This is a genomic window from Enterococcus aquimarinus (genome assembly GCF_001885765.1).
Taxonomy (GTDB): Bacteria; Bacillota; Bacilli; order Lactobacillales; family Enterococcaceae; genus Enterococcus_I; species Enterococcus_I aquimarinus.
The window spans coordinates 122,309-134,355 of the sequence record NZ_JXKD01000004.1; the positions used below are offsets into that span (position 1 = coordinate 122,309).

Here is a 12,047-nt window from a genome sequence, read left to right on the forward strand (position 1 = left end):
AAGGTTATAATATAACTAGTATAGAAGAAGGCGTAACGAGATGCAAACGGAGGATGAAAAAAATAGTCCTCGGTAACTTGGAAGCGCCAGTGTGACACCAGAAGTAAAAAAGAGAAGGAACGGTGAACAGATGCCAGTGTTTCAAAAATTCGAAAAAATCATTGGACAAGCAGTCGATATTTTAATCGGAATCCTCATTATCGTGGTATTAATCGCGATGGGAGAGAGTATTTATATGATGATTCAACACGTCATTCCATTGACAGAAATTGGAGAGATGAGTTACTTAATTGAAGAAATTGCGACCATGTTTATTTTACTTGAGATTATTTTGATGTTATTAAAGTATATTAAAGATGACCATCACATTCCGATTCGTTATTTGGTCTTAATTAGTATGACGGCTATTTTACGCGAGTTATTATTAGAGCATGGTGGTGGAATTGACACACTTTATTTATCGCTCGCGATTTTAGTGCTAGTGGTTGTCTTAATTTGTTTTGAAAAAATGACTTCTTTTACATCGATTGAAGATGAAGGTGATGAAAAAATTATCTGATTCAATCGGTCATCCCAAAATAAAAACCCTCTTATTCAGGAGAATAAGAGGGTTAATTGTTCAAAAAAAGTGGGTTACCGTTGATGCCGTTTCTTGTCCCGGAGTATTGATCCCGCAAGTTCAAGCAGGTGGGCTCCACGGTCAAAGTATCGAACTACCAAGTGAAAAGGCGTGTTACTAACTTTAACACCGGACGGATCCCAAGATATCAATAAAAATGTTCGGTCAACACTAAAGTGGGATAACTCGTACATCACAGATTCCCCACTTCCATAGTAGCACAGGATTTAAAATCACGCAATAGGTAGGTACTATGGAATGAAAGCGTTTTTTAAGATGATGATTTTTTTTTCCACTCTTGAAGTTGTTGCAAGCGAGAAGCGAGTGCTTGCTCGTATTTTCCGGTTGATTTAGGTAAATAGTAACGCGCATGCTTGAGCGAATGTGGCAAATATTGTTGGTTGACCCAGCCACGTTCGTTTTGATGTGGATACTGATAACCGACACCCCGACCTAACGTTTTCGCCCCTTGATAATGGCTATCTTTTAAATGATCAGGAACGCTGCCGGCTTTGCCTTGTTTAATGTCGCCGAGTGCGCGATCAATTGCTGTAATGGAGGAATTTGACTTAGGTGATAGACAAAGATCAATCACAGTCTCCGCTAACGGAATTCGTGCTTCGGGGAACCCGAGTTTTTCTGCTGCTAAAACGGCATTCACTGTGCGAGAGGCGGCCCCTGGATTGCCAAGACCAATATCTTCATACGCAATGACTAATAATCGTCGACAAATAATCGTCAAGTCCCCAGCTTCCACTAATCTGGCTAAATAGTGAAGGGCAGCATCGACATCACTGCCACGGATTGATTTTTGTAACGCGGAGATAACATCGTAGTGCGCGTCACCATCTTTATCATGCGTGAGCGCTTTTCGGCGAATGCATTCTTCGATAATTGGAAGGGTTAGTTGAATTTCTCCTGCTTCATTAGGAGGCGTGGAGCGAACGGCTAGTTCTAAGCCGTTTAAAGCACTCCGTAAATCGCCGTTCGTTCCCCGTGCCAAATGGAATAATGCGGCTTCTTCAATGGTAACAGGATAATCCCCTAATCCATTGATCTTATCTTGCAAAGCGTGTTCCACCGCTTGTAAAATATCTTCTTCTGTTAAGGGAAGCACTTCAAAAATTTGTGTTCGACTTCGAATCGCTGGATTGATAGCGATGTAGGGATTTTCGGTTGTCGCGCCAATTAATATTAGTCGGCCACTTTCAAGATGAGGCAAGAGAAAGTCTTGTTTCGTTTTATCGAGTCGATGCACTTCATCTAACAATAAGATGACCGTGCCACTCATTTTGGCTTCTTCGGCGACAACTTGTAAATCTTTTTTTGTATCGGTCGCCGCATTTAACATACGAAAAGCATAACGCGTTGAGCCAGCGATGGCACTCGCAATACTAGTTTTCCCTGTTCCTGGAGGCCCATATAAAATCATCGAGGATAGCATCTTGGCTTCGACCATCCGCCGAATCACTTTTCCGGGCCCAACTAATTGTTTTTGTCCAACGACTTCATCGAGATTTTTCGGACGCATCCGATACGCGAGTGGTTGTTGCATGGGACATTCCCCTTTCTACAAAATCATAGTACTAGTATAACATAGGACAAATCACGACGGGTTATTTCACATTCTCTTTGATTCTTAATAGCGTTAAAGCCAAGAATTGTGTAGAATGATAATAGGTGAGATGAATGAACGAATGGATGGAACAATTTCAAACACAAACGACCGAAGAAATTGCCGAAAGTCTAATTGGGATGTATCTGGAGCACTGTTTACCGGATGGGATAGTAGGTGGCTATATTGTGGATTGCGAAGCGTACCTTGGACCAGAAGATGAAGCGGCTCATAGTTACGGCATGCGTGATACGCCGCGCTTAAAAGCGATGTATCAAGAACCAGGCACGATTTATTTGTATTCGATGCATGGTAATTTAATTTTGAACATTGTGACACAAAACATCGGAATACCTCAAGGCGTAATGATTCGAGGGCTGGAACCGATTGACGGTATAGAACAGATGCAAGTAAGACGAGGGAAGACGGGATCAGAACTTTCCAATGGCCCCGGAAAACTTGTCGCCGCATTAGGCATCACCAAAGAACTTTATGGCCGGTCTATTTTTACGAGTCCGCTTCGGCTCGTTCCTGAGAAAAAACGACAACCTAAAAAGATTGTACGGCTCCCTCGTATTGGAATTCCCAATAAGGGGCCTTGGACGAACGCCCCGTTACGCTACGTCGCGTGGGGGAATCCATATGTGACAAATATTCGCAAAAAAGAAATCGATGACCATTATGGTTGGTCGTATGAATGAATAGAAAAGAGGAAAAAAAATGGCAAAAGAAACAATGTTACATTTCTTAGATGAACAATTAACCAAAAAAATGTCCGATTATGAGGTGGCAATTGATTGGGATAACCGGAATCACACGATTGAATTAGTTTTTTTACTCTTTGCTGAAAATAAAGAACAATGGTTGATTGACGATGCGACGGGTGTCGGTTCAGAAGAAGAAGTGATTGAATTTGAAGATAGTATTTTGTTATACGATCCCGTCAAATCAAAGATAGATCCAGATGACTACTTAGCGTGTCTACCATATGCCGGTAAAAAAGGAATGAAAAAAAGTGAACTCGTCGGTCTAGTAGACTACATCAAAGAAATACTCGATGAAGGACAAGGAGACTTGCTTGATTTTCTCGACCAAGAAGAGACGGATGTTTTTGAACTGCATTTTGATGAAGCACGATATGCCCAAATCGTTGCAGCCTATAAAGGTCCAGACCAAATGATCCCTTACCCAAGTTACTAAAAGGAGCGTACAGCAATGAAGTGGAATGAAGTAAAAATTGAAACAGCCAGTGAAGCGGTTGAAGCCGTGGCGAATATTTTGATGGAAGCTGGGGCAAGTGGCGTCGCTATTGAAGATACCCTTGATATTGAAAACTTTAAAAGTGATCAATACGGTGAGATATTAGATAAAGAAACATATACACGTTTAGAAGAAGGCGCGCTAGTGATGGCTTATTTCCCTGAAACCATTTTTCTGCCAGAAGTGATGCCTTTTATTACGACGCGCGTGAATCAATTACCTGAATTTGGCTTAGCCATTGGGAAAAATCAATTGACAGTGAGTGAAGTGGCGGATGAAAATTGGGCAACAGCTTGGAAGAAGTATTATCATCCGGTACGCGTGACGCGTTATTTAACCATTGTTCCGAGTTGGGAAAAGTATGAAGCACGCGATGCGGTTGAAAAAATTATTACATTAGATCCCGGGATGGCCTTTGGAACAGGAACGCATCCGACAACCAATTTGACCCTTCAAGCTCTTGAGGTTACCTTGCGCGGAGGCGAAACGGTTTTAGATGTCGGCACAGGATCGGGCGTTTTAAGTATTGCGAGTAAATACTTAGGTGCCAACGACGTATATGCCTACGATTTAGATGAAGTCGCTGTTCGCTCGGCGCAAGAAAATATGGATTTAAATCCAATCGCAAAAGATGTCACGGTTGAAGCCAATGATTTATTACAAGGCGTGACGATTGAAGCGGATATCATTGTGGCGAATATTTTAGCCGATATTATCTTACTCATGTTGCCGGATGCTTGGCGCTTGTTAAAGCAAACAGGGAAACTCATCGTATCAGGAATCATTGAAAACAAAAAGCAACTAGTCATTGATGCTGCACAAGCGCAAGGCTTTGTCGTTACGCAAATTTTACAACAAAAAGACTGGTATGCGATTATTCTAGGAAAACCAGAGGAAGACTAAGATGCAACGCTATTTTTTAACAGATCAATATGAAGCGAAGTCTGAATATGAAGTGACCGGCGAAAGTTATCACCATATGGTACGAGTGATTCGAATGAGTAAAGGCGATCACGTGTACTTAGCTTTTGCCAACCAAATCACGATTGTCGCAGAAATTACGGCTGTTTTAACGGATAAGGTTTTGCTAAAAGAAATCGAAAAAGAACATCAGGAAAAAGAATTACCTGTTCATATCACGATTGCTTCAGGCTACCCAAAAGGCGATAAATTAGAGTGGATCATTCAAAAAGGTACGGAACTAGGGGCACATGACTTTATCGGCTTTCCTGCACAAAGTTCTGTGGTAAAATGGGACGATAAAAAACGAGTGAAAAAACAACAACGATGCGAAAAAATTGCGCAAGAAGCGGCCGAGCAATCCCATCGTCAAGTAACACCCCAAGTGACGTTACTGGCTACGGCACAAGAATTTTATCAACGCTTAGCCGAATACGATGAAATTGTGGTGGCTTATGAAGAAGCAGCCAAGGCTGGTGAAAAAAGTCAACTCGCAAAAGTGTTAAGTCAGACTGTTCCAGGTGCGAAAATCCTCGCGATTTTTGGGCCTGAAGGTGGTTTGACACCCAAAGAAATTGACCTGTTGACTGCTCAAAAAGGAGTACTTTGTGGCTTAGGGCCACGTATTTTACGTTGTGAGACAGCGCCGCTTTATTTTTTAAGTGCGGTGAGTTATCAATTAGAATTACAGTAAAAGACTTGTTCGATTGAGGAGAGAGAATTGAAAAACCTTCTGAAAATTTGTATAATAACGCTGTAAGATTCGATTAAAAGAGTACATACAATACTGTAGTGTCTGGGAGCTTCCCAGACCTTTTTATTAAGGAGGGTTCTCGATGGCAAAAGAAGTCATTTTAACTGGACCGAATGTGATCAAATTAGTATCATTTTATATGAGTGAAGAACACACAAAATTTGTTGAAAAAGCGTTAGATTATGCAACGAAAGCGCATGAAGGGCAATTCCGTAAATCGGGAGAACCTTATATTATCCATCCGATTCAAGTAGCGGGTATTTTAGCGGAACTCCACATGGATCCCCATACTGTCGCAACCGGTTTTTTACACGATGTGGTGGAAGATACCGATGTGACGTTAGAAGATCTGGTCCAAGAGTTCGGGAAAGACGTAGCGATGTTGGTCGATGGCGTTACCAAGTTAGGAAAAATCGAGTATAAATCCCATGAAGAACAACTCGCTGAAAATCACCGCAAAATGTTAATTGCAATGGCACAAGATTTACGGGTTATTATGGTGAAATTAGCCGATCGCCTTCACAACATGCGAACGTTGAACCATTTAAGAGAAGATAAACAGCGACGCATTGCCCAAGAGACGATTGAAATTTATGCACCCCTGGCACATCGATTAGGGATTAGTCGCATTAAATGGGAACTCGAAGACCGAGCGTTACGCTATTTAAATCCGAATCAGTATTATCGCATCGTGCACTTAATGCAAACCAAGCGTGAAGAACGGGAAACCTACGTCGAAGGAACCGTCGAAGAAATTCGTATCGCAACCGAAGAATTAGATATTTATGCCGAAATTTACGGTAGACCAAAGCATATCTATTCGATTTATCGCAAGATGGTCGATAAGAAAAAACAATTTGACGAGATTTATGATTTGTTGGCGATTCGGGTTATTGTCGATTCGATTAAAGATTGTTATGCGGTACTTGGTACGATTCATACGAAATGGAAACCGATGCCCGGACGTTTTAAAGATTATATTGCAATGCCAAAAGCCAACATGTATCAGTCGCTTCATACGACGGTCATTGGACCAAAAGGCACGCCAATTGAAATCCAAATCCGCACCCATGAAATGCATGAGATTGCCGAATTTGGGGTCGCCGCTCACTGGGCTTATAAAGAAGGTGCAACGGAAAAAGCGAAACCGGATAAAATGACGCAACAAGTTGGCTGGTTTAAAGAATTACTTGAACTGCAAGATGAAAGTTTTGACGCATCTGAATTTATGGAAGGCGTTAAAGGAGATATTTTCAGTGATAAAGTCTATGTCTTTACCCCTAAAGGCGATGTTTCCGAATTGCCTCAAGGATCAGGTCCACTAGATTTTTCTTACAATATTCATACGGATATCGGGAACAAAACGGTGGGGGCAAAAATTAACGGTAAAATTGTCCAACTCGACTATAAATTAAAAAATGGCGATATTGTCGAAATCTTAACGTCTGCCAATTCGCTTGGTCCAAGTCGTGATTGGTTGAAATTAGTCGCAACGAGTAAAGCGAAGAACAAAATCCGTCGCTTCTTTAAAACGCAAGGTCGAGAAGAAAACGTCGAAAAAGGTCGCGACATGGTGATTAAGTGTCTGCAAGAGATGGGCTTTGTTCCAAAAGAAGTTTTAACGAAGACCCGTATGCAAGAAGTCATTGGTCGTTATAACTATAATACAGAAGATGATTTATTTGCGGCTATTGGCTATGGCGAACTGAGTCCAACGACTTTTGCCAATCGAATCACCGAACAAGAACGTAAAGAAAAAGAAAAAGAACAAGAAAAACAAAAAATACAAGAATTGATCAACCAACCAGTTGAAAAGAAATCCGATAAAATGAAGATTCGTCATGAAGGTGGCGTCGTCATTCAAGGCGTGCAAAACTTATTGATTCGGATCAGTCGTTGTTGTAATCCGGTCCCAGGCGATGACATCGTGGGCTATATTACCAAAGGCCGCGGTATTTCCATTCACCGCGCGGATTGTCCAAACATCGTCAACTCCAAAGAGCAAGCAGAACGCTTAATCGAAGTTGAGTGGGAAGACACGGGCAATAGCAACAAGGAATACGATGCGGATTTAGAAATTTATGGATTTGATCGTTCAGGCTTGTTAAATGATGTCCTGCAAACAGTTAATACGTTATCTAAGCGAATTTCCAGTGTGGAAGCGCGCGCGGATAAAGAAAAAAATGCGACCATCCGTTTGACCGTGTCCATTCAAAATTTAGAACATTTACAACAAATTGTAACGAAAATCAATCAAATTCCTGACGTTTATAGCGTTGAACGGACGAAAGGATAGATCATTTCATGCGTGCAGTCATTCAACGAGTCTCACAAGCAAGTGTGGCAATTGATGGTGAAATTGTCGGAGAAATTCAGCAAGGATTCATGATTTTACTAGGCATTCATGAAACGGATACGTCAGCAGATGTCGAGTATCTTGTCCGCAAAATTCAAAAATTACGGATTTTTGAAGATGAACACGGGAAAATGAATGTCGATATTCAGGCTGTTTCAGGAAGCATCCTAAGCATTTCACAATTTACACTCTACGCGGAGACAAAAAAAGGCAATCGCCCGAGTTTTATTCAAGCGGCTCGACCAGAACAGGCGATACCGTTATATGAACAATTTAACCAACAATTAGAAGCAACAGGAATTCCTGTTGCGACAGGTGAATTTGGTGCGCAAATGCAAGTGTCCCTTGTGAATGACGGACCTGTGACCATCATCATCGACTCAAAAGAAAAATAAGCATAAAGTACTATAAGAAATAGTAAAGAAAAGCTAAAACCTTACAACTTTGTTAGACAGAGGAAGGTTTTAGTTTTTTTATTATAAATGTTGTTATATCAAGGAAAGGACTGAATAAAAGATACAGTAAGTGAATCGTCCACACCTTTAGAAAGAACAGACGATATTAAAACGATTGTAAGGCAAGTTGAACTATGGAATAATATAGAAAAGTGAATTTGGAGGGGAAAAGAATGAATTTTTGGCAACGAGGATTAAAAAGTGTGACACGACGAAAAGGGCGCTCCTTTATTTTGTTTTTAGTCATCTTTATTTTAGGAAATGTGATTGCTGGTGCTGTCTCGATTCAACAATCAACTAAAAATGTTGAAATTGAAACGAAGAAACAAATGGGTGCTCAAGCGACCATTGACATGGATTATGAACAATTTGATAAAGACTACAATGCTAATCCAGAAAAGTTTGAAGATGATAGTGAGTGGTTTTCTGCGCCAAGCTTAAAAGAATTAGAAGCGGTTGGGCAATTACCTTATGTGAAATTTTTTGATTATTCGATTCCAGGTTACATGGGAACAAATAAAGTTAAAGCCTATTCGCCAGAAGACGGCAGTGTTTCATATGGTGGTGCCGCAAAATATCAATTTAATCTAAAAGGTGTCAATCGTAAAGAGATTGTCGATGCGGAAGAAGGCTATATCAAAATCGTGGAAGGGTCGACTTTTAGCGATAAAGATATTACGGATGGGACGCAACATGTCATCATTAGTAAAGAAGTCGCTGAATTAAATAATCTTTCAGTCGGTGATCAACTTGTTTTTGACGTAACGGGTGAATATTATAACGAAGAAGACGTGATGCGTGAGGATGAAGGCACAGACGAAGGCGAAATGACGGACGATGGAGGTCTCAATGAACCGGAAGTCATTACGTTTGATTTCCCAACGGAAGTCGTGGGGATTTTTACGGTCGTTAAAAAAGAAGAAACGAAAGAAAAAACACCCGAAGAAGTTTCAAATGAAAGCTGGCAAGCCATGGAGCAAATTAATACGATTTATGCACCAAATAAGCTAGTTCAATCACTCAACGCACAGATGCAAGAAAAAATTTGGAAAATGCCATTAGAAGATGTCGCTGGTAATGAGTACTATCAATCGACCTATATCTTAAATTCGATTGATGACTTAGAAGCCTTTCGGGAAGAAGCCAATGCACTGATTACGAAAGAATATTATCACGTGGTGGCTTCAAGTGATCAATATGATCAAATTGCCGGTGGGATGCAAAAATTAGGAAAAATTTCTGGCTATGTCGTGATCATTGCAGTTGCTGCAGCATTAATGATTATTTCCTTGATTGTTTTATTATTCTTACGTGATCGTAAGCATGAGTTAGGAATCTATCTCTCATTAGGAGAGAGCCGCGCGAAAATTATCGGCCAAATTTTAGTCGAGTTGTTACTCACTAGTGCGTTAGCATTAATCCTTTCATTAATTACTGGGAATTTACTTGCTAGTGGAATTTCAGGATCCTTACTTCAAATGGATTGGTTAAATGGGGCGCAAAATGGCGTCATGTATTATGGTAATATGATGGGAAATAATATTACGACCGAAGAAATTCAAAATGCCTATAACGTTACTTTTTCATTAGGATATATCGTGAGTTATTTACTCATTGGTTTAGGTACGGTCTTACTGTCCGTGATTGTCCCATTATTGTATATTTTACGTTTAAATCCGAAAAAAATTATGATGTAAGGAGGAATTTCAATGAGTTTATTAGAAACCAAAAATGTCGATTATTATTATCAAGATGGCGATCAGCGTCGCTATATTCTAAAAGATGCTTCTGTCGCGTTTGAAAAAGGAAAATTGTATTCGATTCTAGGGCAATCAGGTTCCGGTAAGACAACGTTCTTATCCTTAATTAGCGCGCTAGATGCACCAAAGGAAGGAACCGTCTTACTAGAAGATAAGGATATTAAAGAAATCGGTTATGATTATTTCCGACGCAATAAAATTAGTATTATTTTTCAAAGTTATAATCTCGTTCCTTATCTAACAGCAGCTGAAAATGTCTTAGTTCCAATGTCGATTACTGATAATGAATTGCCAGCGAATCATCAAGAAGTAGCGTACAATTTATTAGATTATATTGGGATTACGAAAGACAAAGCCAATCGCTTAGTCAACCAATTATCTGGGGGCGAACAACAACGTGTGGCGATTGCCCGGGCATTAGCTACGAATGTCGATATTATTTTAGCGGATGAGCCAACAGGGAATCTGGACGAAGAAATGGAACAAGAAATTGTTGATATTTTCAAAGAGCTAGCCCACACACATAATAAATGTGTCATCATGGTGACACACTCGAATGAAATTGCGCAACAAGCAGATGAACGATTATATTTGCGTAAAGGTGTGTTAAAGACCGATGAGTGATTTTTTAACGAATTTTACGAAAGAAAAATATGACGGCAAAAAACAAGGAGAAACGACGGAAGACAATGCGTCCGTCGTTTCAGATGAGATGCCGCAAAAACCACAAGAAGAAGTATTTGAACAACCAGTGACGAAAGAGGAAATCCACGACGACGACAATCAACCAAACACTGCCGAACCGGTTGATGAACAACCAAGCCGGTCCAGACGTAATCAACAAGCAACGGCAAACGTCAGTCGTTTTCAAACGGAAGAGACTGAATTTGATCCGACTTATAAGAAAAAACAACAAAGAAAATATCTCTTTATTGGTCTTGGATCAGCTCTTGCACTGATTTTAGCGATTTTTACGTACTATCAATTATCCTACGTCAAAGTTCCGGATTTCACCTCTAAAGAAATTGCGGAAGTCCGAACTTGGGGAAGTGAATCAGGAGTCAAAATTGAAGTCGCACAAGAATATAACTTTGAAGAAGAGATTAATCATGTGATCACGCAAGGTGTCAAAGCGGATAAAAAAATTCGCAAAGGCAAGATCCTGAACGTAACGGCTAGTCTTGGCCCAGATCCTGAGGAAAAAATTACCTTACCGAATTTTTCGACGCTCACCAAAACCGAAGCTGCAGATTGGATTTTGGAAGAAAAAGCTGAGAATGTGACGCTCATCGAAAACTACGATGATTCAATCAAAAAAGGTGTCTTTATTAAGCAAGAATTTGCAAGTAAAGAACTCAAAGCAGAAGATTACAAAAGAAAAGATCGCTTGATGGTTTACTATTCAAAAGGAAAAGAAGTCTTTGAAAAGAATATCGAAGTGATTGATTTCACCGGTAAACCGCTCGCAGAAGTAGAAGAATGGGCGAAGAAAAATGAAGTGAAAATAAAAATTGTCAAAGATTTTTCAAATACGGTAGCCGAGGGCGTGACAATCTCACAAGAAATTGCAAAGGGAACGAAAATTGGAAAAGATGAGGTCTTGACCATACACCTTTCAAAAGGAAAAGCGATCGAAATTCCAGATTATAGTCAGTATACGATGGAAGAAGCGACAACTATTGAAACCAAAATTCCCGTTGTGATTAAAAGCTTGTACTCGGATTATGTTGCCTATGGCCAATTTATTAGCCAGTCCGTTGAAGCGGGCAAACAATTTAACGAGACAGATACGATTCCACCCGTGACGGTCGTTTATTCGCAAGGAAAACCATATATGAAAGATTTACGTGGTTCGGTGAGTGAAGGCGATTTGCCAAAATTATTCTTTGATGAATATGAGTCAAAAGGCGCGAATATTTACTATTCGATTTATTACGTCGATTCGGCTGAACCAAAAGGAACCGTCGTTGAAATGAGTACTTACGGTCAATTTATTCCGTTAGAATCAACGATTTGGATTGGTATTAGCTTAGGCAACCTTACAACAAGTTTACCAGATGTACCAGACACGCCCGATCCTGAACTACAAGGCTTAAGTGATACTGGCGCCGAAACAGACGTAAGTGTAGAAGCGACACCTTAAATAACTAAGTATTAAAAAAGGGACTGTGACTATTGTCATGGTCTCTTTTGTTTTTATGGTTCTTCGGCAAATTGGCTCTTCACCAAATGGTGTTGTTGGAATCTCACGCTACCCTATGAAAAATC

At 40.2% G+C, this 12,047-nt stretch carries 11 protein-coding genes and 1 other RNA gene; 10 read left to right on the forward strand and 2 right to left on the reverse strand.

Annotated features, from left to right (window positions below; all coding sequences use genetic code 11):
* Window positions 1–130: 130 nt before the first annotated feature.
* Window positions 131–559: a phosphate-starvation-inducible PsiE family protein gene (locus RU93_RS04560; RefSeq protein WP_071874428.1), complete on the forward strand. Its 429-nt coding sequence runs from the start codon at window positions 131–133 to the stop codon at window positions 557–559.
* A 70-nt stretch (window positions 560–629) separates the two neighbouring features.
* Here the strand turns inward: RU93_RS04560 and ssrS are convergent.
* Window positions 630–824: non-coding RNA, 6S RNA (gene ssrS / locus RU93_RS04565), on the reverse strand.
* A 66-nt stretch (window positions 825–890) separates the two neighbouring features.
* Complete coding sequence (locus RU93_RS04570; RefSeq protein ID WP_071874429.1) at window positions 891–2,174, reverse strand: replication-associated recombination protein A; 1,284 nt, start codon at window positions 2,172–2,174, stop codon at window positions 891–893.
* Between the two features lie 134 nt (window positions 2,175–2,308).
* On the opposite strand from RU93_RS04570, the gene RU93_RS04575 reads away from it, so the two are divergent.
* From RU93_RS04575 to RU93_RS04615, 9 genes are all read left to right on the forward strand, one after another.
* Window positions 2,309–2,935 carry a DNA-3-methyladenine glycosylase gene (locus RU93_RS04575; RefSeq protein ID WP_071874430.1) on the forward strand — a complete coding sequence of 209 codons (627 nt, stop codon included), beginning with the start codon at window positions 2,309–2,311 and terminating at the stop codon, window positions 2,933–2,935.
* A 19-nt stretch (window positions 2,936–2,954) separates the two neighbouring features.
* On the forward strand, window positions 2,955–3,434 hold the full coding sequence (locus RU93_RS04580) for a DUF3013 family protein (RefSeq protein ID WP_071874431.1): 480 nt from the start codon (window positions 2,955–2,957) through the stop codon (window positions 3,432–3,434).
* Between the two features lie 15 nt (window positions 3,435–3,449).
* Window positions 3,450–4,397, forward strand: coding sequence for a 50S ribosomal protein L11 methyltransferase (gene prmA / locus RU93_RS04585; protein ID WP_071874432.1), 948 nt, complete (start codon window positions 3,450–3,452; stop codon window positions 4,395–4,397).
* 1 nt (window position 4,398) lies between these two features.
* On the forward strand, window positions 4,399–5,148 hold the full coding sequence (locus RU93_RS04590) for a 16S rRNA (uracil(1498)-N(3))-methyltransferase (RefSeq protein WP_071874433.1): 750 nt from the start codon (window positions 4,399–4,401) through the stop codon (window positions 5,146–5,148).
* Between the two features lie 142 nt (window positions 5,149–5,290).
* On the forward strand, window positions 5,291–7,504 hold the full coding sequence (locus RU93_RS04595) for a RelA/SpoT family protein (RefSeq protein ID WP_071874434.1): 2,214 nt from the start codon (window positions 5,291–5,293) through the stop codon (window positions 7,502–7,504).
* Between the two features lie 8 nt (window positions 7,505–7,512).
* Window positions 7,513–7,959: a D-aminoacyl-tRNA deacylase gene (dtd, locus tag RU93_RS04600; protein ID WP_071874435.1), complete on the forward strand. Its 447-nt coding sequence runs from the start codon at window positions 7,513–7,515 to the stop codon at window positions 7,957–7,959.
* 233 nt (window positions 7,960–8,192) lie between these two features.
* Window positions 8,193–9,716, forward strand: a complete 1,524-nt coding sequence (locus tag RU93_RS04605) for an ABC transporter permease (protein WP_071874436.1) — start codon at window positions 8,193–8,195, stop codon at window positions 9,714–9,716.
* 12 nt (window positions 9,717–9,728) lie between these two features.
* Window positions 9,729–10,403: an ABC transporter ATP-binding protein gene (locus RU93_RS04610; protein WP_071874437.1), complete on the forward strand. Its 675-nt coding sequence runs from the start codon at window positions 9,729–9,731 to the stop codon at window positions 10,401–10,403.
* Window positions 10,396–11,922 carry a PASTA domain-containing protein gene (locus RU93_RS04615; RefSeq protein WP_071874438.1) on the forward strand — a complete coding sequence of 509 codons (1,527 nt, stop codon included), beginning with the start codon at window positions 10,396–10,398 and terminating at the stop codon, window positions 11,920–11,922. Before RU93_RS04610 ends, RU93_RS04615 begins: the two co-directional genes overlap by 8 nt.
* Window positions 11,923–12,047: the final 125 nt, after the last annotated feature.

Coding starts and splice junctions, on each gene's coding strand:
- RU93_RS04560 (WP_071874428.1), top strand. CDS start 131: ATGCCAGTGTTTCAAAAATTCGAAAAAATCATTGGACAAGCAGTCGAT.
- RU93_RS04570 (WP_071874429.1), bottom strand. CDS start 2,174: ATGCAACAACCACTCGCGTATCGGATGCGTCCGAAAAATCTCGATGAA.
- RU93_RS04575 (WP_071874430.1), top strand. CDS start 2,309: ATGAACGAATGGATGGAACAATTTCAAACACAAACGACCGAAGAAATT.
- RU93_RS04580 (WP_071874431.1), top strand. CDS start 2,955: ATGGCAAAAGAAACAATGTTACATTTCTTAGATGAACAATTAACCAAA.
- prmA (WP_071874432.1), top strand. CDS start 3,450: ATGAAGTGGAATGAAGTAAAAATTGAAACAGCCAGTGAAGCGGTTGAA.
- RU93_RS04590 (WP_071874433.1), top strand. CDS start 4,399: ATGCAACGCTATTTTTTAACAGATCAATATGAAGCGAAGTCTGAATAT.
- RU93_RS04595 (WP_071874434.1), top strand. CDS start 5,291: ATGGCAAAAGAAGTCATTTTAACTGGACCGAATGTGATCAAATTAGTA.
- dtd (WP_071874435.1), top strand. CDS start 7,513: ATGCGTGCAGTCATTCAACGAGTCTCACAAGCAAGTGTGGCAATTGAT.
- RU93_RS04605 (WP_071874436.1), top strand. CDS start 8,193: ATGAATTTTTGGCAACGAGGATTAAAAAGTGTGACACGACGAAAAGGG.
- RU93_RS04610 (WP_071874437.1), top strand. CDS start 9,729: ATGAGTTTATTAGAAACCAAAAATGTCGATTATTATTATCAAGATGGC.
- RU93_RS04615 (WP_071874438.1), top strand. CDS start 10,396: ATGAGTGATTTTTTAACGAATTTTACGAAAGAAAAATATGACGGCAAA.